The 22,851-nt window shown below is 42.2% G+C and carries 19 protein-coding genes; 6 read left to right on the forward strand and 13 right to left on the reverse strand.

Annotated features, from left to right (window positions below):
- Nucleotides 1-52: 52 nt before the first annotated feature.
- The 5 genes from KCTCHS21_RS17720 to KCTCHS21_RS17740 all read right to left on the reverse strand — a co-directional run bounded on the left by KCTCHS21_RS17720 (nt 53) and on the right by KCTCHS21_RS17740 (nt 5,869).
- On the reverse strand, nt 53-325 hold the full coding sequence (locus tag KCTCHS21_RS17720) for a YqkE family protein (RefSeq protein WP_130611195.1): 273 nt from the start codon (nt 323-325) through the stop codon (nt 53-55).
- A gap of 49 nt (nt 326-374) precedes the next feature.
- Nucleotides 375-1,280 carry a glycerophosphodiester phosphodiesterase gene (locus tag KCTCHS21_RS17725; RefSeq protein ID WP_130611198.1) on the reverse strand — a complete coding sequence of 302 codons (906 nt, stop codon included), beginning with the start codon at nt 1,278-1,280 and terminating at the stop codon, nt 375-377.
- A gap of 918 nt (nt 1,281-2,198) precedes the next feature.
- A complete protein-coding gene (gene alr, locus KCTCHS21_RS17730; protein WP_232057870.1) occupies nt 2,199-3,362 on the reverse strand; it encodes an alanine racemase in 1,164 nt (387 codons plus the stop codon).
- 23 nt (nt 3,363-3,385) lie between these two features.
- Nucleotides 3,386-4,783 carry a UDP-N-acetylmuramoyl-tripeptide--D-alanyl-D-alanine ligase gene (locus KCTCHS21_RS17735; RefSeq protein WP_130611204.1) on the reverse strand — a complete coding sequence of 466 codons (1,398 nt, stop codon included), beginning with the start codon at nt 4,781-4,783 and terminating at the stop codon, nt 3,386-3,388.
- Between the two features lie 9 nt (nt 4,784-4,792).
- Entirely contained in the window at nt 4,793-5,869 is a 1,077-nt protein-coding gene (locus tag KCTCHS21_RS17740) for a D-alanine--D-alanine ligase (protein WP_130611207.1), read from the reverse strand.
- A gap of 210 nt (nt 5,870-6,079) precedes the next feature.
- Between KCTCHS21_RS17740 and KCTCHS21_RS17745 the strand changes: the two genes are divergently transcribed.
- Nucleotides 6,080-6,808: a DUF421 domain-containing protein gene (locus KCTCHS21_RS17745; protein ID WP_170211432.1), complete on the forward strand. Its 729-nt coding sequence runs from the start codon at nt 6,080-6,082 to the stop codon at nt 6,806-6,808.
- A gap of 91 nt (nt 6,809-6,899) precedes the next feature.
- Here the strand turns inward: KCTCHS21_RS17745 and KCTCHS21_RS17750 are convergent, their stop codons facing one another.
- Nucleotides 6,900-7,445, reverse strand: coding sequence for an NADPH-dependent FMN reductase (locus KCTCHS21_RS17750; protein WP_408621713.1), 546 nt, complete (start codon nt 7,443-7,445; stop codon nt 6,900-6,902).
- 61 nt (nt 7,446-7,506) lie between these two features.
- Nucleotides 7,507-9,453 carry an ATP-dependent DNA helicase gene (locus KCTCHS21_RS17755; RefSeq protein ID WP_130611210.1) on the reverse strand — a complete coding sequence of 649 codons (1,947 nt, stop codon included), beginning with the start codon at nt 9,451-9,453 and terminating at the stop codon, nt 7,507-7,509.
- A gap of 286 nt (nt 9,454-9,739) precedes the next feature.
- On the opposite strand from KCTCHS21_RS17755, the gene KCTCHS21_RS17760 reads away from it, so the two are divergent.
- Both KCTCHS21_RS17760 and pdxR read left to right on the forward strand, forming a co-directional pair.
- Nucleotides 9,740-10,483 (forward strand): C40 family peptidase, encoded by a 744-nt coding sequence (locus KCTCHS21_RS17760; RefSeq protein ID WP_179952621.1) that lies wholly within the window; start codon nt 9,740-9,742, stop codon nt 10,481-10,483.
- 235 nt (nt 10,484-10,718) lie between these two features.
- Nucleotides 10,719-12,170, forward strand: a complete 1,452-nt coding sequence (pdxR, locus tag KCTCHS21_RS17765; protein ID WP_130611213.1) for a MocR-like pyridoxine biosynthesis transcription factor PdxR — start codon at nt 10,719-10,721, stop codon at nt 12,168-12,170.
- Between the two features lie 363 nt (nt 12,171-12,533).
- On the opposite strand, the gene KCTCHS21_RS17770 is transcribed toward pdxR, so the two are convergent.
- The 4 genes from KCTCHS21_RS17770 to KCTCHS21_RS17785 form a co-directional block, all read right to left on the reverse strand.
- Nucleotides 12,534-12,806 (reverse strand): hypothetical protein, encoded by a 273-nt coding sequence (locus KCTCHS21_RS17770; protein WP_130611216.1) that lies wholly within the window; start codon nt 12,804-12,806, stop codon nt 12,534-12,536.
- Between the two features lie 234 nt (nt 12,807-13,040).
- Nucleotides 13,041-14,342, reverse strand: coding sequence for a group II intron reverse transcriptase/maturase (gene ltrA / locus KCTCHS21_RS17775; protein ID WP_130611219.1), 1,302 nt, complete (start codon nt 14,340-14,342; stop codon nt 13,041-13,043).
- Between the two features lie 928 nt (nt 14,343-15,270).
- On the reverse strand, nt 15,271-16,164 hold the full coding sequence (locus tag KCTCHS21_RS17780) for a serine/threonine protein kinase (protein WP_130611221.1): 894 nt from the start codon (nt 16,162-16,164) through the stop codon (nt 15,271-15,273).
- A 12-nt stretch (nt 16,165-16,176) separates the two neighbouring features.
- Nucleotides 16,177-16,908 carry a metallophosphoesterase family protein gene (locus tag KCTCHS21_RS17785; RefSeq protein WP_130616571.1) on the reverse strand — a complete coding sequence of 244 codons (732 nt, stop codon included), beginning with the start codon at nt 16,906-16,908 and terminating at the stop codon, nt 16,177-16,179.
- Nucleotides 16,909-17,168: 260 nt separating this feature from the next.
- On the opposite strand from KCTCHS21_RS17785, the gene KCTCHS21_RS17790 reads away from it, so the two are divergent.
- Complete coding sequence (locus KCTCHS21_RS17790; RefSeq protein ID WP_130611224.1) at nt 17,169-18,062, forward strand: DMT family transporter; 894 nt, start codon at nt 17,169-17,171, stop codon at nt 18,060-18,062.
- A gap of 56 nt (nt 18,063-18,118) precedes the next feature.
- On the opposite strand, the gene KCTCHS21_RS17795 is transcribed toward KCTCHS21_RS17790, so the two are convergent.
- Nucleotides 18,119-19,303: a hypothetical protein gene (locus tag KCTCHS21_RS17795; RefSeq protein WP_162309348.1), complete on the reverse strand. Its 1,185-nt coding sequence runs from the start codon at nt 19,301-19,303 to the stop codon at nt 18,119-18,121.
- Nucleotides 19,304-19,482: 179 nt separating this feature from the next.
- Nucleotides 19,483-19,740 carry a hypothetical protein gene (locus tag KCTCHS21_RS17800; RefSeq protein ID WP_130611230.1) on the reverse strand — a complete coding sequence of 86 codons (258 nt, stop codon included), beginning with the start codon at nt 19,738-19,740 and terminating at the stop codon, nt 19,483-19,485.
- Between the two features lie 445 nt (nt 19,741-20,185).
- On the opposite strand from KCTCHS21_RS17800, the gene KCTCHS21_RS17805 reads away from it, so the two are divergent.
- Nucleotides 20,186-22,303 carry an SGBP N-terminal domain-containing protein gene (locus KCTCHS21_RS17805; protein ID WP_130611233.1) on the forward strand — a complete coding sequence of 706 codons (2,118 nt, stop codon included), beginning with the start codon at nt 20,186-20,188 and terminating at the stop codon, nt 22,301-22,303.
- Between the two features lie 166 nt (nt 22,304-22,469).
- Nucleotides 22,470-22,796 (forward strand): winged helix-turn-helix transcriptional regulator, encoded by a 327-nt coding sequence (locus KCTCHS21_RS17810; protein WP_130611236.1) that lies wholly within the window; start codon nt 22,470-22,472, stop codon nt 22,794-22,796.
- Nucleotides 22,797-22,851 lie beyond the last annotated feature (55 nt).

A 22,851-nucleotide genomic window follows, 5' to 3' on the forward strand; every position in this document is an offset into this window, starting at 1 on the left:
AGCCTGCATGAACTTTACGCTTAAAGACCATTCTTCTCAGGGTAGAAAATGATTAATTGTATTTTCTGCCCACCGTGCCACTATTGTTCAATAAATACTCGAAATCCTTCTCCTTGAGCTTCTGCTCCGCTTGTCGTGCAGCTTCAGCAGCCACTCGCTCATTATCCTTACGCTGAGCTTCTTCTTGCTTAAGGTCCTCCGCCTGCTGCTTCAGCTTAGCTATCGTTCCTGCGCCGAGTAAATCCTTCAAGGTAACGGGTTTATCCGCTTGCTCAGACGATGTAGCTGGCTGGTGCCTTTGTTGTTTCTTCTTATTGTTCGCCATAATAATTGTCCTCCATTAATTGTTCTCTAGAAAGCTACTCAATCCCTTTTTACACATTCGGATGAGAGAATTCATCGATGACTTCATTAAAGCGATCCGGGTAATCGGTATGAACGCCGTCTGCTCCCCATTCCAGCGCTTTACTCATGTTAATCTGATAATTAACGGTGTACGGATACATCAGCAAGCCAGCATTTTTGACTTTATGCACGTAATTCTCATTAATTCGCAGGAAATTAGCGCCGATCCCGTTCGCATAGGTACTTATTTCTTTAAGTGAAGCCTCTGAGATATGTGCTGGCCTGCTATACCACATAAGCTGAAATAGGGGCACATCCTTATCCCATTCACGAATTTTCTTCAAACTGTCCTTACTGAATGATTGTACCGCGATATGGTCAACTAAATCGAATTGCTCGACTAAAGCCCACATTTTCTCCTCTAAACCGGGATTATCCTCAGGCGATTTAACCTCCAGCATATAGCTCGTATTTTTGCCCAGAGCTTCGAACACTTCTCTCAAGGTCGGTACTTTCTCGTACACGTACTCTTCCCTAGCGTACATGGGATGCTTTTTATTAAACCAAGAGCCAGCATCTAACACTTTGATTTCGGCTAAAGTCAGGTTCATAACCTTGCCTCTACCATCCGTAGTGCGATTGACAGTCTCATCGTGCATGACGACGATTTCCCCATCAGCGGTTAGCTGCAAATCCATTTCGATATAGTCGGCATTCATCCGAACTGCCAGCTGATAAGAAGCGAGCGTGCTCTCCGGAGCATAGCCTGATGCACCTCTATGGGCAACGGTTGCGATCTTTAAGCTTGGATTAAACATTTTATTAATAGCTACTGATTTACCAAGCAAGCCCATGATTATCCCTGTTAAAGATAAGATCAGAAGCGCATGAATAACGAACACATACAATCTAGGGACTTCCATCTTCCTTAACATGAGGGCCTCCTGATGTGCACACCTGCGCTATCCTTTCCGCGAGGTGAATTATAATGATACCACTTTTAATATACCCTTTGTAAGTCAAAAAATAGTGAGCATCCTTTCGCCGTAGACTGCTACCCAATGATAATGCTCTGAATTATGGATAATTATGCAAAAAGACACTCGGAAGGGCTATCCATTAGGTGAATTATGGGAACTTGTTTTAAATGCACAAAGAAACCTCATCTTTAAATGGCTGCTCGACACTTCCATTTGACCAAAGAGTGCGGCTAAACGTGTGGATTGGCGGCTCAAAGTGCACGCCCAGTACCCTATTTCGGAAGAAAGCGGGGATTGGCGACCTATAGTGAACGTTCGGTACCTTATTTCGCAAGAAAGCGGGGATTGGCGATTCATAGTGAACGCTCGGTACTCTATTTCGGAAGAAAGCGGGGATTGGCGACCTATAGTGAACGCTCGGTACCTTATTTCGGAAGAAAGCGGGGATTGGCGACCCATAGTGAACGCTCAGAGGCTGTCGATTAACTGAGGACAAAAACTCTTCGTACATACGCTATTTGCCTCATATCGGGCGAAAAGTAGCATAATAATGCCCTAGTGCTCACTAACCGTCAAGCACTCATTTTGAAGTTGAGCCTGTTTTTCTGGCTTAAATCGATAATAAAAAGAGGGGATGTATCTCCTGTAGGAGCGAAGCGTTTGCCTTTGAGATCGTGAAATCTCCTTGTAATGTTTTACCCATTCAGATTTCACGATCTCAACCCGGGGTCCCCGTAAAGTATTCGGAAATAACTACAAAGCTTATCTTCACTTTACGGGGTGGAGCCAGCAACCGGAAGGAGATACTTCCCCGCAAAAACTATGATCGATAGATATTCCAAGAAGTTGCCCGTTAGTATTATTCTATATCACTCAGCACAAGGCAATAGGATGCTGTTCGTAATTAATAATCTCTTCTCCCTTATTGATCCTCATGATTCTAGCTGACAATGCCGTAGAAATCTCTTGCGGAACGCCGTCTATGGAGGCAGCCAGCTGAGCGCACGTTATTTGGTCATTGCCTTGCTTTCCAATGATTGTGACCTGTGTATTAACGGGATAGTGCTGCGGCAATCGGATCATTAGCTGGTCCATACCGATCTTTCCAACCACTGTTGCACGCTGTCCACCTATGAGCATCTCAGAGCTTTGAAAGACTTGCGACCAGCCATCCGCATAACCGATAGGTACCGTTCCGATCCACTCTGCCTCAGAGGTCTGGTAGCTATTATCGTATCCAATGGATTGTCCCTCGCTCACCCTTTTCACATGGATAAGCCGACTGTGCAAGCTCAATGCTGGCTCTAATTCCAGATCAGGCACAAGCTCCTTAGAATAGAAGCCATACATAGCCGCTCCTACTCTCACTTTATCCATTGCCAATTCGGGATATCGTAAAGCAATCGCACTATTCGCGCAATGATAATGCCTGATATCTACACCAGATTGGTCGATCCAGCCCTTCATTTTGTCAAAGTTTTTCAGCTGCTGCTCCAAATAACGAGTATCAGTGCTGCCCGCAGTTGCAAAGTGGGTATACGCTCCCTCCACCTCAACATCGGCTTGCTTAAGCCAAGGAACCATCGCTTCCCATTCTTCCTTTTCCCTAATACCGATTCTACCCAGCCCGGAGTCAAATTTAACGTGTACTATTAGCTTTAGCTTGGGATATATGTTTCTGTAGGCCATGGCCTGTTCAAACCATTGTGCGGAAGTAACGGTCAGTTGAATACGATGCTTGATCGCCATAGGTACATCCTGAGGTTGAATAGGTGTCAGAACAAGGATTGGGACAGTAATGCCTTGTCTCCGGAGCTGGATGGCTTCACTTAAGTAGGCAACCGCCAGACTGTCAGCCCCTGATTGAACCGCAGTATGAGCAGATTGTATATCTCCATGCCCATACCCTCCCGCTTTAACAACTGCCATAAATTCTGTTGCAGCTGGCAAACGGGATTTGATCGCTCGAACATTACGACTGATACAAGACAAATCTACTTCCGCCCAAGTGTCCCTAACATTTTCTGACGGCCTCACTATTCTCCACCTCCTCCGTAAACTTATTGCTGCAATTCCTTTTCTCCAACTAGCTCCTCAACGATTTCCTCTAATTTCATCGCTCTTGAGGCTTTAATAAGAATTACCGCGTTGGATTCCAAGATCGATTGAATTTGGTAGCTCATTTGCTGTTTATCTTCATAATGAAATACTCGCTCCGCTGACATCGTTCGCCTCGCATGATCTGCCGTATGAACGGATAGCGGACCGAAAGTAAACAGATAATCTAGCTTTTCCGCATCGACGAACGAACCGACATGGTGATGCAGTGAAACATCTTGCTCACCCAAATCCTGCATATCCCCAAGCACAGCAATTTTCTGTAGATGGGCAGGCCACAAGTACAATGCTTCTAGAGCAGCGATCGCACTCGATGGATTAGATTTATAAGTATCATTAATAATCGTATATTTATCGGTTTGGGTGATCTCGTTACGCATGCTGGTTATCCGTACATAAGCTAGGCCGGCTTGAATGCGGCTTTTATCCATTCCTACTTCCGTAGCAGCTGCAATGACCGTTAAGGCATTAACAATTTGGTGCTTACCGCCAAGAGGTATTTTATAGAGAATGGTTGGGTCATTTGCAATAGTGAAGGATGAGCCATAGGGGTCCATTTCCTCAATAACCGGATGATAGGCATTCAGCGTTTCCAAGCCAAAGGCAAGCTTCTTAATTTCCTCGTCTACAGCCTCTACTGCACCAGCTAGAAGCACATGATCTCCGTTGTATATTAACGTTCCATTCTTCTGTAAGCCTGATATAATTTCTAACTTCGCCTGAACAATATTGCGGATGCTCCCTAAATCACCTAGATGTGCTTCTCCAATATTCGTAATAATGGCGATATCAGGCTTAGCCATTTTCGATAACAATTCGATTTCTCCAAGATCTGACATTCCCATCTCCACAACGGCCATCTCCGTATCCTCCTCAAGACCGAGCAAGGTCAAGGGGACTCCTAGATGATTGTTGAGGTTGCCCTGTGTTTTCTGCGTCTTGAATTGCTTCGATAGACATTCAGCAAGCATATCCTTCGTAGAGGTTTTGCCATTGCTTCCCGTAATGCCGATGACAGTCACGTTCAATTGAAGGCGGTAATTCGCAGCTAACGATTGAATTGCCAGCAATGTGTCATCTACAATAAGGACTGGAATTTGACCTAATGGTGGATTAGGCTCATTCCGCTTCCATAATACCGCCGCAGCTCCTTTTTCTATCGCAAGCTGAACAAATTGATGTCCATTAAAACGGTCACCGACGATTGGAACATACAGATTACCTTTATTCAACGTGCGAGTATCAATAGATACTCCTGAGATTTCTATCTTCTGTTGATCTTTCGTTGGAAAAGAAGATTCGCACATAGTCGAAACCTGCAGCAATGTTCTTCTAATCATAAAATCGGATCACCTCGTATATGAAATGGATTGCTTATCCGCATGACGTGTAAACGCATAGTCAATTAGCTTCTCAATGAGCTCCGAATACGTCGTTCCATCCGTTCTTTCCCACATAACAGGATACATGCTGAATTTCGTAAACCCAGGAAGCGTGTTGATCTCATTCAGATATACTCGCCCCTCTTGGTCGACGAAGAAATCCACGCGGGCCAAGCCAGCGCAATTCAAAATTTGGTAAGCACGCTTCGCCGTGTCCTGAATTTCAAGCGTCAGAGCTGTAGGGATTTCCGCTGGAATGGACATTATTAATTTGCCGTCCACGTACTTAGCGTTAAAGTCGAAAAATGCTTTATCTTGAATAAATTCCCCCGGAACCGATACTTGAGGGTGATCATTACCCCTGACTGCAACCTGGATTTCTCTACCCACGACTTCCTTCTCTACTACGATTTTGCGGTCATATCTGAATGCAGTATTGACTGCTTCACGCAGCTCAGCTTCATTCATACATCTGCTGATTCCGATGCTGGAGCCTAGGGACGATGGCTTGACGTAGCAAGGATAGCCGATATTATTTTCAATGCTTGCAATCAAGTTCTTAAGATCATTAATCCACTGAACATAGGTGAAGGTCCGATATTCGGCTTGTGATATTCCCGCATGGGACAACAGCTCCTTGGATACAGCCTTATCTATTGCGACGGCGGAGGAAAGAACACCATTGCCGACGTAAGGAATGTCCAGCAGCTCCAGCAAGCCTTGAATCGTTCCGTCTTCACCGTTGGAGCCATGAAGCAGAGGCAACGCAACCTTCTTACCCTCTAAAGAGAATAGCTGGGTCATTATGCTGCCTAAGGAAGCCGAGGCTTGTCCATAGGAGGGCTGAATGATGAGATCAGAGATATCGGTAAGCGTCGTGCTGTGCTTTCCATTGGAGCACCACTTTCCCTCTTGTGTAATGTAAATGGGATATACCTCGAATTTATTAAGATCTATCGATTGAATGACGGTGTACGCTGTTTTCAATGAAATTTCATGCTCAACCGATTTGCCACCATACAGAATATACAATAAGGTTTTCATAGTATTGGAACACTCTCCTTAAGCCATTTGCTTGTCTCCTATTAAGATAACGAATAAAGCTAAGGACACCCGTAATAATTACTTAATTAAAGCTTAAGAATTCTAAATTATTTATTTAGCTGTGAGCCTCATTAATGAAAAAGTATACGAAATCCGCATAACGTCGATGCTAGAAAATAACACTTCAACTACCGAAATGAGGCTCAACTTTTGAACATTTCCCTCGAAATCGTGCTCCGTACGTTAATTTCTTTTATTTTGGTCTTGACCATCGCGAAAATTCTCGGAAAACATACGCTCGCACAAATGACTTATTATGACTTTGTCTCATCTATTACGTTAGGATCAATTACAGGAAATCTCGCCTTCAACTACGCTCTCAAGACAACGCAGCTTACCATTGCTTTACTCACCTTTGGTGGAATTTCCTACATTGTCGCGCTAATTACACTTAAAAATAGGAAGCTCCGAAAATCGCTCTCAGGTAAACCTACAATCGTCATTGAGAATGGCAAGATTATGGAGGAAAACCTAAAGAAATTACAGTTCTCACTTGATACTTTGGATCAGGAGCTGCGGGAAAAGGATATTTTCGATATTCAGGAGGTGGAATATGCCGTTCTAGAGTTAAACGGGAAGCTTTCTGTATTAAAAAAGTTCGAGTATCGGCAAATTACCCAAAAAGACTTCATGTTCCTAAGTGGTGCAAAGGCTAAAAGAAGCCAATTCCCAATTGAGCTCATTATGGATGGGGAAATTATTAAAGATAACTTCGTACATGACGGAATTAGCCTCGAGTGGTTATCTCAGCAATTAAATGAGAGAAGCTTGAACGCAGCAGATGTTTTCTATGCGGTCAAAGGAACGAACGGTAGCTTGTATTTCGATCTCTACAAAGATAATCTTAGACATCCTGTAGATTCGAATACCAAGCACTAACACAAAAAAGGCCTCTCCTTGATTCCTATAGGAACCAAACAAAGACCTTCAATTCAAGTATATAGGTATGAGAACTTCGAGCAATAGTTACCTACCGTGCAAAATCAATAAATTTATCTACGACTCTGTCAATAAAACGGAGAGTGGATTCGTCAACCAATCTACCCGTGCTTTCATCAAACTTAAGTCCTGCGGAGCTTATATATATCTCGTTGCCGGCAGGAGGTAATAGCTTAGCCAGAATGCCTGGGCTTGCTAGAATTTCTCTTAGATGCAGCTGTGCACGGATTGTTCCCATCATGCCCGGGGATACTCCAGCAGTCATAACAGGTTTGCCGATAAGCACCTTATCTACTCGCGACAACCAATCGAGCGCGTTCTTAAGTACACCGGGTACTGACCAATTGTATTCCGGGGTAATAATGAGTACTCCGTCTGCCGAAACGATTTTGCGTAACAGCTCTTTAACAGCTTGAGGTGGATTTAATTCGATGTCCTGATCGAAAAATGGTAGAGATCGAATGTCCGCGATTTCAAAATCAATCTTGTTAATATAACGTTCCTTCATGGTGTTGGCCAATTGTAAGTTGTAGGAACCTTGTCGAAGACTTCCGATAAGAACGGCTACTTTCAACATTTGATCGCTACCTCCCATGTTGTATTCCCCTTGTATCTATGAATCTCTATCTATCATACGATTACTCTTCCTTAAGATCAACGCCCTTTGGTAACAAGCCTTGGACTTGCGAGCGTAAATCTGCATCCTTATGAATCTCTTCACTTAGAATAGCAATTATGCCGGAGTCCTCACGGGTCCGAATTAAGCGACCAATTCCTTGCTTAAGACGCAGGAGCATGTAAGGCAAATCGACTTCCTCATAAGGTGATGTTGCTTCCTCACGTTTGGCCATAAACACAGGATCCTGCGGGGGAAAAGGAAGAGACCATACGATTACGTTCGACAGAGATGGCCCTGGAATGTCTAAGCCCTCCCACAAGGTAACCGCACAGAGAATGCTCTGCTCATCAAGCTGGAACTCCGATATGAGCTGACTAATCTCACTATCCCCTTCGAAACCGAAGCGCATCCCATTACATTCAGGGAACGATGGAATCGCCTCTTTGAAAAGCCGCAGCTCCTCCTTAGAAGGAAATAAAATTAAAGCTCTCCCTTCTGTACGCTGAAGCAACCTTGCAGTTGTCTTCATTTTCCCATCGAAAGAAGCAATGTCCTCTCGCTTAGGCAGTAATACTTCCATCCTGTTCTCATAATCGTATGGGGAATCCACACTAAAGGACAAGTATTTATCGATCCCAAGACTGTAAGCCAAGTAGTCAAACGAGCCATTCGTAGACAAGGTGGCCGATGAGAAAATGAGGGGCATATTCAAAGCGAATACGCGCTCACGTAGAACCTCTTTAACCGCTTTCGGCATTACGACGAGTGTGAGACCAGTGGTGCTTTCCGTCGCCCAGCAGATGAGTGAGCTTGAGCCCTGGAACAGACTTAACGCTTTCTGCATCATCTCCAGATGCTCTTCCACAATACGGAGCTGATAGTCATCTAAGGTGTACAGTTCGCTTTCAAAGACAAGCTCCTCCTCGATTCCATCAATAACTTTACGTAATTGGTTGACCTGTTGAATTAGCTTATCATTCAAGTGAATCCGCCGGCGATCGGAGCCCGGAATAGATTCGCTTTGACGTTCCAGCAGCTCGAATAAAGCTTCACTGCGCTCAATCGCTTCATCAATAAGCACCGCTAAGGATTCGCGAATTTCATTTTTCAAAAGTCTAGTAATTAACTCTTCGAATAGATCGTGCTTAATTCGATAGGTCAGCGCCTTCTGAGCGGCTGATTCTAATAGATGGCCTTCATCGAAGACAACTGTGCAATGATCTGGCAGCAGTGGAAGCTGTCCTTCCCTCTTGCGACCTTCATAGGTCCATACATGCTCCATATAGAAATCATGAGAGCAAATGATGAGATCCGTAGATTGCCGATAATGCTCACGTGATAACGTTTGTCCACAGCGATGCCTTTGATCACACACGAAGCAATCCTGGAACGGATCCCAATTAATTCGCTCCCATTGCTCGTCGTTCAAATGAGGATACTGCTTACGATCTCCATACGCGTAGAAGGATTGCATGCCCTCACTCTTATGGACGAAAGAAGGTAACTCTTCATATAAACCTTTATACAAATCCAAATCCTCATAGCCTGATCTTGCATTATCGAGCTTTTTTAGACACAGGTAGCGATCCTGAGATTTCCCCAGCCTAGCATCAATGGACAAGCTCAAATGCTGAGCAAGCTTGGCCAAATCGCCTTCAGGCTTGACCAATTGCTCAATTAACGATTCATCTGCACAAGCAATAATGGCAGGCTTGCGGTGGTAACGAGCGTAACAGATGGCGTAGAGCAAATAAACGAGTGTTTTCCCCGTTCCAACTCCCGCTTCCGCGAAAATCGTCTGCTTCTCAGCGAATGCCCTTTCTAATTGAAAGGCCATATAAATTTGCTCATCGCGAATTTCAAATCCCGCTTCTGGCAATATATCGTAAAACACATCCGCAACCCATTCTCCGACTTGCTGAAGGAATGGTTTAGAATGCTCAAATTCAAACGGATATTTACTCAATTGAAAGCCTCCAAGACGAAATGGTGTCGTGACATTATCACATGACTACCTTACAAAAGCAAAGATAAATTGTTCTTATTATTAGTAGTTAGATTTAAATCACACCATTCCTCTCGAATCAACAAGAGAATTATGTGAGGTTTCTCATCATTTTATCATAATGGGGAAAATGGCTTGTGCGGACAAGGTTGCACTTTCTTGCTAGTAAATGTTGGATGAAAAAGGTGTGTTATGGTTGTTTCAGGTGCTCGTCACCTACCATTCCAACTAGCCATAGGAGGCCATTATGAATCATATAAATTATATTCCTAAATCTCGTGTCGGCAAATTGTTGATAGGTACAGCATTGAGTCTTACGGTAGCCTTATCCGCGGGAACGTTGCTCTCAAGCACACAAACCGCATACGCTGCCACTTCTACCAAATCCTCTACCGCTGATAACGTTATTGCATTAGGAAAGAAATATATTGGAGTTAATTATAAGTTCGGAGCCCAAGCGAATAGCACATCAACATTTGATTGCTCTTCCTTCACACAATATGTGTTTAAACAGAATGGGATCAGTATTCCCCGTTCTTCCAAGCAGCAATCCAAGGCTGGCACTTACGTTTCCCGTGCTCAATTACAGCCAGGTGATTTAGTTTTCTCAGATACTAACCGGGATGGTGTCATTAATCACGTTAGTATATATATTGGGAACGACCAGCTTCTGCATACCTACCGGGTTGGGATTGGTGTTACGATCTCTAAATTCTCAGGCAGCGCTTGGGATAAGACTTACGTAACTGCCCGTCGGGTAATTCCTTCTAACGGACAGCCTGAGATTGTTAATCCGCCCGTGGTGACGCCGCCTGTTGTAAAACCACCTGTTGATACGTCGCCTGTGGTAACACCGCCAGTTGTGAAACCGCCTGTAGATACATCGCCTGTCGTTACTCAACCGAAACCAGATAAGAAACCCGATCACCAACCTTGGTATCAGCGACCATCTCACGACAACGATAACAAAAACAATAATTGGTTTTGGTAAGTAGCGAATGATAACCAATCTGAATCGTTTGAAGAGGGACTATCCCGGAAGGTCTAAGTAAGTGAGACCTAGGGGGTAGTCCCTTTTTTTGCGATTGAGCAGTTGGAATACCTCCGGCAAGCGGCGGAAGAGGCAAACTTAATCCGGGCTTGTGCTATAATAAGCTTAACTATGACGAACTGAGGTTCTGATAAGCAAGATTAATGATTAGCAGATCTGGAGGAGCAAACGCATCATGGATTGGAAACCGGATAAAGAATTGCAAATCCCGGTATATATTCAAATCTCCAATTACATGGAGATGAGAATCATGAACGGTGAATTTCCTTCGGGCAGCTCTTTGCCTTCGGAACGCGCGCTAGCTGCCCTACTCGATGTTAACCGTAGCACGATTATTGCTGCCTATGATCAATTAAACGCTCTTGGGCTTGTGAGTCGCAAGAAAGGCTTCGGAACTATTGTAACCCTTTCTTCAACTGCTGAAGGAAGCATGAAACGCATCCCTAATTGGGAAGAGTATGTGAAGGGCGGATTTCTACATCGCAATGATCCCATGACCCGCCAAATCCACAAAATCCTAGGCTCTGACAAGCCTTACATAAACTTTGCAATCGGTGAGCTTAGCCCCGATTTGTTTCCTGTTACCCTTATGCAAGAAGCACATAGTCAGTTGGAGTTAAGTCAGTATTTAGGTTATGAACACATCCAAGGTAATCTCAAGCTGCGGGAAAGCATTGCCATTCATCTACAAACCTTTCGTAGCATCTCTTCCTCATCATCATCTATTCTTGTTACTTCAGGCGCGCAGCAAGCCTTGCAGCTTATTATACAATGCTTGTTACAACCGGGGGACGGTATTGCTATTGAAGATCCTTCCTATTCCTTCTCCCTGCCCATCTTTCACTCTGCAGGCTTAAGAACCTTTAGGTTGCCCGTTACTGCGGACGGTATTGATCCAGAGGAGATCGTTTCCTTATATAAACAGCATCGAATTAAGATGGTGTTCGTTAATCCGATCTATCAGAACCCTACAGGAACTTTGCTATCCTATGAACGTAGGCAAAGATTGCTGGAAATATCGACGAAATACGGGATAGCGATTGTAGAGGATGATCCAAACAGTCTCAGCAGCTATAACCAAGAGCCGGTGTACACCTTGAAGTCGATGGATCAAGATGGATCCGTTTTATATGTTAGCTCATTGTCGAAAATCGTATCATCCGGACTTCGGATCGGCTGGATTACCGGGCCGCAATCCGTCATTCAGCGGTTAACTGATGCCAAGCAGCAATGGGATTTCGGTCATTCCAACATTCCTCAATGGATCGCAGCTCAGCTACTTACTTCCGAGCATTTGGACAACCATCTTATGAAGCTTAGAGTTGGCTTGCAGAAAAAACTCGATCTAACGATAGAATCCCTCCGATTGGAATTCGGCGACAATGCGCAATTCGAAATTCCTCGCGGAGGGATCCATCTTTGGTGTGCTTTAAGTGGGGATTGGGAAGAGCAGCGTTTGTTTAACTATGCCATCGACAACGGCGTTGTATTTACTCCGGGAAGTACACTCGGTTCGGATAACCGCCATATTCGCCTGACCTTTAGTAAGGTTGATGACCATCTGATTAAACAAGGGATTAAAAAGCTTGCGGAAGCTTATCATAGAGCAATAGCTGATAGCAAGTAGGTGATAGTGATCAGTGTTAGGTGATTTTTTAATGAGATCATTTCATTACATTTAGGAAAATAATTAATACTCCGATTATTACGACTACGTAGAGGGACAGTAATCTTCCCCATTTACGCCCTCTATTTAAGGAGTATGTGCTCGTATCCTCTTTTTTAGCCAAGGTCGAGCCTACTTTAAGGGTTATAACTACAGCTGAAACCATAACTATAAGTGTCAGTATTAACAAAACGTTAGTGTTCATACACTAGCACCATCCTTTGTGCTCATTTTAACCGTTTTGTTAATTACTGAGACCATCCATTTTTCGATTTTATAGACCATCCACTTCTAACTCCTCTTCTTCTTGCTCAATTCGCTCAATTAGAATTCCCTTCCAAACTGTTCATTAAATAACTTTCTAATTTGCTCTTCAAATTCAGGATTAGACTTATAGTAAATCTTGTTTATATGATCAGGGGTAAATCCCAGTCTATTTTCTTCCCCTTTAAACAAGCTTATTCCGAATATATATCCGACTCGCCCTTCCTGGTTATCATCGGGTACTAATTGTATATCCTTAATTAAAACTAACCATTCTTTGATAGTATTTTGGTTCTCAATAACCTTCTTCTCTCCAGAAGAACCATCCAGCAATTCAATTTTATTTACTTCCAGAATATCTCCCGGATAGGCCTCTGCTAATGTAATCGGCTTAAGCTCAACAGATTCTTTCTCTCCTTGACATCGTAGAGTAGAGAACTGAAATTTTCATTGGGGGGCGGAAGCCCTCCTTTTAATTTTCCAGCTCCCCCTGCATCAAACCGGACGTGAGGTTTTCCCTCATCCGGCTTTCCGATGTTCTTCTTTCTTCCGCGTTACGGTACTTTCCTATCCAACGAGTTTCTTTAGTCCAGAGTGCTGGGCAACAATGCCCGCTATTCTGGAATGACTATGCTTCTTACGACGATTGCGTTTCTTATTCCAAAACAATGTCAATCTTTTTAGAATATACCAGTCGATTTTATTTAGAAACAGATCAGCAAAGGTATCCATAGCGTAGTAGTTCCTCCAACCCTGTATTTTCGGATTGAGTTCGTCAACCATTCTGTTCATTGTCCAAAATAGTCGGTTACGCGGCTCAGTGACTTCCTTTACCTTCTCTTTCATTTTCTTCATGGCTTTTTTCGAGGGGTAGCTTCGCAGAATATAACGTTCTATTCCCTTGACCTGTTTCGGGATTTTTCGGTGATGCATGCCCAGAAAATCAAATCCCGACTTATCATTCCATAGGTTAATAAGTTTGGACTTGGACGTATTCATCTGTAGTTCGAGTTTTCCGAATACTGCTTTCAATACGTCGATTGACTTCAGCGCTTCTTCCTTGGTTTTGCAAAGGATAACAAGATCGTCCGCATAGCGGACGAGTGTGCCAAGTTCAGTGAATTTGTTCTCCCAAATCGTGTCGAGATAGTTCAGATAGATGTTTGCAAGTAATGGACTAATCACGCCACCCTGAGGGCTTCCGAGGTCGGTTTCGTAGAACTGATCATCTTTTACGAAGCCTGCCTTCAGCCATTTCCGTATGAGTTTGAGTATCCTTCTGTCGCTTATTCGTTGCTCCACAAGCTTCATCAACTTCTCATGCGGAATGTTGTCGAAGTACCCGGCGATATCAATATCCACTACCCAGTAGACGCCTTTCTTAACGGCACGTCGAATGTGGCGGATTGCTCCTTTGGCATCTCGTTTTGGGCGGAATCCATAAGAGCATTCCTTGAAGTCCGTCTCAAAGATTGGCTCAATTACAAGTTTCGTTGCCATTTGCGCAACGCGGTCGACGACAGCAGGAATACCGAGCGGACGAAGCTTTCCGTCCTGCTTAGGTATCTCTTTCCTCCTTGCCGGTAGCGGATGATATACACCTGTAGTTAATTGTCTGCGAATTTCTTCGACGAACTGTTCTTCCCCATGCACCTTTACGATTTGGTCGATGGTCATTCCATCGACACCTCCACTGCCCTTGTTGCCTTTTACTCGTCTCCAAGCTTCCCACAGGATATCTTCCCGATAAATTTTGTCGTAGAGGGCATGAAACCTTCTTTTCGATTTTTCCTTGGCGGCAAGATATAGCTTGTTTTGAAGTTCTTGAGCTTTTACTTTGGCGTAGTTAGCAGGTTTGACTGCATTCACTCACTCGTACCTCCTCAACTTGCTTGAACAAAGCAGGGGCTCTTCCCTCCATGAGGTTTTGTTGTCCTCATTTCATCGGTAATACTGCCCCCTCCGACTTCCTTCTCGCAGCTCGCCATTTCACCTTTCGGGCTTATAGGTCCGCTCCTTACGAAAAAAAAACTTCGTGCGAAGTAGGATATCCCTAGTTCCAAACACAACTTTCCTAGCATGCCGATCCCCGTACACCGGAGGGTTCTTCCGCGTTGCACTTCCAAGGGCTTCACGCGTTCCATGGTCTTCGTCCATAACACCGGGACTCGACTCCCTCTTGTCCTTTTCAGGTCTTTTTTGACGATGCGGCAGGATTCACTTGATGTTACGGCCTGCTGTTTTGCTCGCACTCCTTTACGGAGCTACTTTGTCACGGGGCTTCAGCCTTAGGATCTCTCCACCAGATGCCCGTCAGCTACGAGGCGACTTGGCTCTTACCTCGACCGGACTTTCACCGGCTAGTTGTGCCTAGCTTGGCTAGGCGCGCCCATTATAAAAAGGAGGCAAACCATAAGAAATAGTTGTTTCATGCTCAACCACCTGACCTTCTTTAATTATGCCGCAGAGTTGCGCGGCACGACCGACTAATTACCTCCACTCGCTTCGGATTGGTACCCAGTTGCGCGGTCTCTCCTACTAACTACCACCATTCTCACTGGTTTCCTGCCGAGTTGCGCGGCACGACCGACTAATTACCTCCACTCGCCTCGGAATGGTGCCCAGTTGCCGGTCTCTCCTACTAACTACCACCATTCTCACTGGTTTCCTACCGAGTTGCGCGGTACAAACGACTAATTACCTCCACCCACCTCGGATTGGTGCCCAGTTGCGCGGTCTCTCCTACTAACTACCACCATTCTCACTGGTTTCCTACCGAGTTGCGCGGCACGACCGACTAATTATCTCCACTCGCTTCACCTAGTATTTCGCACGCACTTTTCCAAGCTGAATAAAACTCTTTCACCGATTGATATCTATCATTTCGATTAGGTTCAACAGCTTTAAGCGCTACCTCATATAAGGCTTTTCCAGCGTCCCATTTCGTAGAAGAACGATCAAGCTCCCCGCCAATAAGCGCAAAAGCAATTGCTCCCATATTAAACACATTCGTAACCGAGTCAATACTGGCCCCAAGCTCAAACTCTTCTGGAGACATGAATCTAGAAGACCCCCACAGCCTCCCCATTGTATTAATAAAGGGCTTTTTCTGATAAACATCAATATCACAGACTTTTGTTGCATTCGTATTAAAATCATACAAAATACTACCGTCATAGAAATCAACAGCAACATAACCACTTGCCTCAACTTCCACATGAAAGGAAAAAATACTATCTATAGAAAGTAGACGTAACTCAGTCGGCAATTGTTTATATCGAAAATAGGGCGAGTTCGGATCGTTATATTTGGCTGGTGGTGGAAATGACCAATGAGGATGAAGACACTCCCCATCAAACCATTCAAACACTAACGCATATCCATCCTCCACTTCAAAATGGTTAATTAAATTAATGAGATGCTGATGACTTAAATGCTGATACAGAGGTATCGCTTGCTTTAATCGAGTGACTGCGTCCTTTGGATCACCCAAATAGGCTAAAGGATGCGCTCCCGCATATTTGATAAACCTCTTCGTTTCACCATTTTGAACCCCAAAGGATATATTCCCTGAATCCTGTTGATCGAAAACACAAAACACATTACCTAGCTCTTTTAGCCATTCGAAATCTTTGTCTTTATGTAGTTGAAATGATATGTCATTCAGTGTGATAGTAACAGAATTAGCCATTTCATTCCTCCATTATTTCTTAATTCCTCGATACTGGGCAGTTCTCAACTCCAAGATGTATGCTTCTAAAGATGGCATATCTTCTTCAAGCGCCTGTTTAACAGCTAGCTCAATGTCATATGGCACTCTTACCAACTGAATACTAAAGGATGAAGGTTCTCGGCTGTTATACTCCCCTTCTAGTATGGCATAAGATGCTTGAGGAATTTCTAATGGATTCCCAACGCTTCCTACATTAAATAACGTTTTCCCATTAAAGTTCTGAATGAGTGCATTATGGATATCCCCATAGCCAACTACATCGGCCTCAATCTCTTGCTCGCAGAGATCGGAGGACTCAAACAGTGACAGTCTTGACTCGTATGAATCCCATGGTTGAATTCGTTCATGAACACTGCGAGGAGAAGCGTGAAAAAGCCTAACAAATTTACCACTCATGTAAAATTCAATGGAAAAAGGCAACCCACGAAGGTAATCCAGCCTAACTTTACCTAGCTTATTTTGGTGCCACTTTATCGTTTTACTATCAGTAAGTTGAGGTACATGTGCATCCCAATTTCCCGTAACTACTTTCTCACATGTTGCTTGAACCAAATCTACAGCAATATCAGAGCTTGGCCCCTTGCCAACCAGATCCCCCAAACAGAAAATTCTAGATATCTCCCGTGCTTTAATATCATTCAATACTGCGTGAAATGCCGGGATATTCCCATGAATATCAGAAATGATCGCGATTTTCTCCATTAAATTACCTCCGTCCGTGAATAAATATCCAGTTAAACCACCTATTCTAATATTGTCTTTCTCCTTCAGGTAAATTCCCTTAAATTGATCTTTATTGGTATTATAGACCATTTGTTAGATATTTGGTTAAACACAAAGCTGCGAGCCCAGACTTCCCAGATTCGCAGCTTTACATTTTTTTCATTCGTACAACTGTTGATCTTACCCTTCAACCGCATTACAATAGCATAATTGCTCTCAACATCAGGAAGGAACTATATATGAAAAAAACCTCGCCGCCGATTGCACCTTTTCTACCGCTTCTTGTAGGAATGATTGCAATTTCGTTCTCACCTATATTAGTTCGATATTCTAGTGCTCCCGTTTCTGTTCAAGGAATGTATCGCATGCTATTCACGGTCCTTCTTATGCTACCATTCGGAATTCGCCGAATACCACAATTACGCCTCATCACGAGAAAGGATTGGATTCTGCTAGGTTTGGCAGGATTTTTCCTTGCGCTGCATTTTCTATTATGGATGGATTCATTAAACTATACTTCAATAGCAAGCTCCACTATTATTTTATCGTTAGAGCCTGTCTTCGTTATGATCGGTGCCTATTTCATATTCAAAGAGCGATTAAGTAAGCTTGCTCTGCTTGGTTTATTCGTCGCTATTGTAGGGGCATTCTATGTAGGGTCGGGAGACTTCGGCATATCCAGTAAAGCAATTAAGGGTGATATTTTATCATTTCTAGGCACCATAGCAGTAGCAGTGAACATGCTAATCGCCAAAAGAATTCTCACACGTGTGCCATCCTTTTTGTACAGCTTAATCGTCTTTGCAGTCGCATCCTTTTGTTTCGCTCTATACAATCTCTCGATGGATTTCAACATGACGACTTATGCCTCTAAGGAATGGGGTGTTTTCCTCCTACTTGCTATCGTGCCTACCGTTTTCGGCCATCTCATTTTTAATTGGCTGCTGCAATACGTGAATCCTACAACCATTTCTATAACTGTTCTAGCCGAACCAGTCGGTGCAAGCATCCTTGGCATCATCCTTTTTCAGGAGATGGTTACTTCCTCCCAACTCATTGGGGGCGTGCTTATTATTGCAGGTTTACTCCTTTATATGAGATCGGAGTATTCTGTTAAATCAGGGGTTGTTTAATTTGTTTTATCAAGGATATCAATTTAGCTTTTAAGAGATCTTAGTAGAATCTTTAATTATGTTTCTATCCAATAAGACTTTGGATTTTGGGATAGCACATCCTCTGTAACAGCTATCAGACTCCCATCATCAAGCCATGATACAGAGTAAATAATAAAACCATCATCAGAAACTGGGGTATCTTTTATCTCCCCTGTCACTGAATTTACTAGAATCAATTTATTTCTACTTTCAGTTCTGTTTTGTTGAAAAAGAACTGCAATTTCTTTTTTACTATTAATAATTACGTTAGCAATGTTCCCTCCTGAGTTGCCTGACCAAATTATTTTTTGACTAAGATCGAAAGGATTAATTAAATATATTCTATTATTATCATATTTAATCAAGCTATCATCTACTAATACAACGGATTCCAACGGTGACAAATCTGGAACTACTACATGAGAGATTCCAGTAATTATATTAACTGAGATTACTTGATCAGGTGATTTTAAGAACAAATCATCATTTATCCACCCCATTATTAAACCACTGCTATCAATAAGCTTTTCTTCGCTATTATTAAAGTTCTTCACCCAAATCTCACCTGATGCATTCCTATCTTCACTATAAAAATATCCTCTATTGGAGTTGAAAGCTATTATATCTCCCGCCTGATTGATACACGGTATAGTACCCCATTGCAAGATTTGCTCTTCTTTCTTCACTTTCAATAAGTCTAATCTTTTATAAACCCCAACCTCATCACTTAAGACTTGTGAAACTTGCCAGGTACTCACATCAAGGTTAAATAAATTTTCTGCCCACTCAAGAATATATTGATTTTGGTTTCTTTTTGTTAAATGGTAGTTACTGCGATTATCTGTTAGAAATATTTGTTGTCCGTTTTTTTTATAGTAACTAAGTGTAATTTCAGATATTACACCATTATAATTAATTTGAATCGTCTTATTGGATAACACTGTCTCTTCTAGGACATCATTTGTTTTTTCCACCACTTTTAGAGGATACAGTGGATTAGAAACTTCACTATTATTAATGTACTGTTCAGCCTCTTGTTTTGAAGGGTTTTTAATAACCAAACCGGAATCTACATACAGAGATCCATCGAATTCAACAGTTTTTGACATAACATTAGAAGCATCTACATTCTCATTCTCAATTGAGCTAGATATGACCTTTCGATTGTTCTGTTCTTTTTGCCCACATCCAACCAAAAATAATGATAACAATAAAAACAATAGAAATACTTTCTTTAGGAACAAAGTAATTTATCCCCTTTTTAGAAGATTTTAATTAATTCACATCATAAACCTTTATACTCACTGCATTTTCCCACCTACTTTCCAAAACAAAAAAATCCAAAAGCGATGTTCATCATTTGTTGCTATGACCTCACCGCCAAACAAGTGAATAAATATCATTTTTTGTTTTTTTCAATGTTATAGAATACAGCGAACAAAATCCCTAAGAGTAAAACAATCAGTAAGGTAGTTGTCGTTTTCGACAAATTAATTAGCTCATCATACCAAACATATCCAACAACAAATATTATATTCAGTGAAATCAGGGAAACTATTATGTTTGCCCTATTAAAGTTTGAAAAAACCAAATATCTAAAGAACATTATGATATTTACTAAAACCATTCCTGAAATGAATTTTTCAAGATTGTTCAACGTGTTACCTCCTAAAAATCCCCTTCTTTTTCATCGTTGGAAATTCTCTTCTAATGCTCTCTAGCTTAACGCTTAAATAACGCTTTCAATAGCAAAATAACAATAGCTCTTTTACAGTTATCACCAATTGTATCATTCTAATAACTTCTCATACACTGTTACATTTACACACTCCGACTTGTGGAGTGCTTACTATGGATGATTCTTAATCAATAGATGAGATATGAATGTATGGTGCTCAACCAAATTTTACTGATAAAAAACACCCAAATGTTAGAGTGCAGGTACAGAAATATGCTGAAAAATTAAAAATATAAGTGTATGTGGTGTCTCTTGTTGTTTCATTCCCCCCTCCCTCCCTACCCAATCGGGGGATATATTAATTTTAGAGATAGTGATACTATGCATAGCGGACAAGATAAATAGACTCAGTGGAGGTAACTACATGGTAAGAAGAAGTTCAAAGCGTTTTGCATCCGTATTCATGGCACTTATTTTAGTTTTTACGATGTTTGGTAATGTGGTTTCAGCGGAAGGAGGCGCACCGGGGTCTTCTATGAACCTCACAGCATTCTCCATCAAGGGATATGCAGGTGTTATTAGCACGAATAATGATGGTAGTGCTGAGAGTGTTACTATCACCGTACCTTACGGTACAGATTTAACCAACATTAAGCCTCAATTCAGTCACAACGGGACTTACGCCGATGTTAACGGGGTTGCTCAGAAATCTGGTTTGGATGCTGTTGATTTTTCTTCACCTGTACTTTATAAAATACACAATGCATCAAATGAAAATACTCACAATTACTTGGTCACTGTCAACGTACTTCCCCATTTGACGCTAACTTTAACCACGGATAAAGCTTCCTACAAACCTGGAGAGCCTGTTGTAGTTACTGTATCAGCCAGTAATACTACAAATGTCAACGCAGATGGCGTCCAAAGGATTAAAACCACTTTGGAGTTCGATCCAACTAAGTTCTCTGTGAAGTCTTACATAGACGAGGATGATGAGTATACAGAGAAGGGGTACAAACCTCTTCTAAATACAGAAAATACGTATATGAATGCTCCATATTTTCTTAAAATGTCATCGCCCAATGCGAAGTATTTAGTCTTAGACTTGCGTTCCGATATTCCTTTTAAGGATGGGCCTATATATCAAGTAACTTTAGATTCTCTAGACACTTTAGGTAGTTATGTTGCTGCGCTAAGCATTTATATTGGTACCGTTACCGCAGGTGGTGATTATATACAGGGCTCACCTATTATTGTTAATACCTTGGTTAATGTAGTAGCACCGAGTTCAGAAAAGCAAATAACACAATTTTCTATACTTAATAGCACGGGGTCAATCGATCAGAAAGATAAAACTATAAATGTACAGGTACCTTTTAATACTGACTTAACCACCTTAGCACCGCAATTCACTGTATCAGCTAGTGCATCTGTCAAGGTAGGAACAACTGCACAAGTTTCAGGAACTACATCTAATAACTTCACGAACCCAGTTAAGTATACTGTTTACGCAGAAGATGGGTCTAAACAAGATTATATGGTTACTGTTAGTCTTGAAACCGCACCACCAATACCTAGCACATCGAAGGATTTAAGCACATTCTCGATACTGGGTAACGCAGGGTCTATTAGTCCAACAGCTAAAACTGTTGATGTAATAGTACCTTTTGCAACTGATTTAACTGCATTAGCACCACAATTTACGATTACAGGTACATCCGTTAAGGTAGGAGATATTACACAGGAGTCTGGTGTAACATTGAATAACTTCACGAGTTCAGTTACGTACACAGTTTATGCAGAAGATAAATCGTACCAAGATTACAAAGTTACCGTTAGGCTTGCATCACCAGATGTAGTTTATCCACCAACTAGTCCTCCACCAACAGGCCCTGTTTCAACGCCTGCACCAACTGCAACACCTAAACCAGTCTTGAATGAGAAGCTAAATATCGATGTAATCAAGGCTCAAGTAGAAAAAGCTACCTCTGCACCTGCAATTGCATTCAAGGATGTACCCAAAGATTCCCCAACAGCTAAAGCAATCGAGTTAGCGACTAAGCTTGGGATCGTTATGGGATATGCGGATGGTTCATTCCATGCTAATGCTACGGTCACTAGAGCAGAATTTGCAACTATGTTAGTGAAAGCGCTTGGTTTAGAATCTACTGACAAAGCGAACTTTAAGGATACCAGAGGGCATTGGGCAGCGGATGCAATTGCAGCATTACATTCGTTCGGTTTTATTAACGGTTACGCAGATGGATCATTCAAGCCAAATCAAAGCATCTCTAAAGCGGAAATAGTGGCTATACTTTCAAAAGTAATAAACATAACTTTATCTTCAAACCCAACGAAGTTCAGTGACGTTTCTGGTTCTTGGGCGGAGGATGCAATTAACAAATTATCGGATAGTGGTATTGTAAAAGGAGCGAGTGACGGATCATTCAAACCGAACGCTAAAGCTACTAGATCAGAGTCATTACTCATGATCTTACGTATGTTAAATGTGAGTCTTAATCTTTCACTAGACATAGAGTAGTCGCTGCAAGTTACTTATATAAGGTAGGTACTGGTAAAACAGTATCTGCCTTATTTTTTTACACCAATGTCACGATTCAATCCCGCTACTCTTCAATTGTTTTAACTCGAACCACAAGATATACTTATATTCACATAAACAAACTAAGGATAAGAAGGTGACGAAGATGAATACCCTGATTGAGGAGAAAAGAAATAATCATGTCTGCGAGGTTTTACAAGTACTTGGCTCAAAATGGGGATTTGCGATTATCAGTGAGTTGTATACAAGCCCCAGACGGTTCAATCAACTCCAGAGGGAGCTAGCCCCCATTCATACGCAGTCTTTAACGGATACTCTTCGTCTACTAGAACAAACAAAATTGGTTCAGCGTCAAGTATTTCCTACTGTACCCGTAAGTGTCGAATACTCTTTGACGGAAAAAGGAAACGACTTTCAAACCGTAATAAAGGAAATGAACAACTATGCAATAAAATGGGATACTCAACGTTGAAAACTACAGGAAAGACAAAGATTGCTCCGCCCTTCCTGCAATAGTTCTTTCATTA

The sequence above is a fragment of the Cohnella abietis genome, from assembly GCF_004295585.1.
Taxonomy (GTDB): Bacteria; Bacillota; Bacilli; order Paenibacillales; family Paenibacillaceae; genus Cohnella; species Cohnella abietis.

Coding starts and splice junctions, on each gene's coding strand:
- KCTCHS21_RS17720 (WP_130611195.1), bottom strand. CDS start 325: ATGGCGAACAATAAGAAGAAACAACAAAGGCACCAGCCAGCTACATCG.
- KCTCHS21_RS17725 (WP_130611198.1), bottom strand. CDS start 1,280: ATGTTAAGGAAGATGGAAGTCCCTAGATTGTATGTGTTCGTTATTCAT.
- KCTCHS21_RS17735 (WP_130611204.1), bottom strand. CDS start 4,783: ATGATTAGAAGAACATTGCTGCAGGTTTCGACTATGTGCGAATCTTCT.
- KCTCHS21_RS17740 (WP_130611207.1), bottom strand. CDS start 5,869: ATGAAAACCTTATTGTATATTCTGTATGGTGGCAAATCGGTTGAGCAT.
- KCTCHS21_RS17750 (WP_408621713.1), bottom strand. CDS start 7,445: ATGTTGAAAGTAGCCGTTCTTATCGGAAGTCTTCGACAAGGTTCCTAC.
- KCTCHS21_RS17760 (WP_179952621.1), top strand. CDS start 9,740: ATGAATCATATAAATTATATTCCTAAATCTCGTGTCGGCAAATTGTTG.
- pdxR (WP_130611213.1), top strand. CDS start 10,719: ATGGATTGGAAACCGGATAAAGAATTGCAAATCCCGGTATATATTCAA.
- KCTCHS21_RS17780 (WP_130611221.1), bottom strand. CDS start 16,164: ATGGCTAATTCTGTTACTATCACACTGAATGACATATCATTTCAACTA.
- KCTCHS21_RS17785 (WP_130616571.1), bottom strand. CDS start 16,908: ATGGAGAAAATCGCGATCATTTCTGATATTCATGGGAATATCCCGGCA.
- KCTCHS21_RS17790 (WP_130611224.1), top strand. CDS start 17,169: ATGAAAAAAACCTCGCCGCCGATTGCACCTTTTCTACCGCTTCTTGTA.
- KCTCHS21_RS17805 (WP_130611233.1), top strand. CDS start 20,186: ATGGTAAGAAGAAGTTCAAAGCGTTTTGCATCCGTATTCATGGCACTT.
- KCTCHS21_RS17810 (WP_130611236.1), top strand. CDS start 22,470: ATGAATACCCTGATTGAGGAGAAAAGAAATAATCATGTCTGCGAGGTT.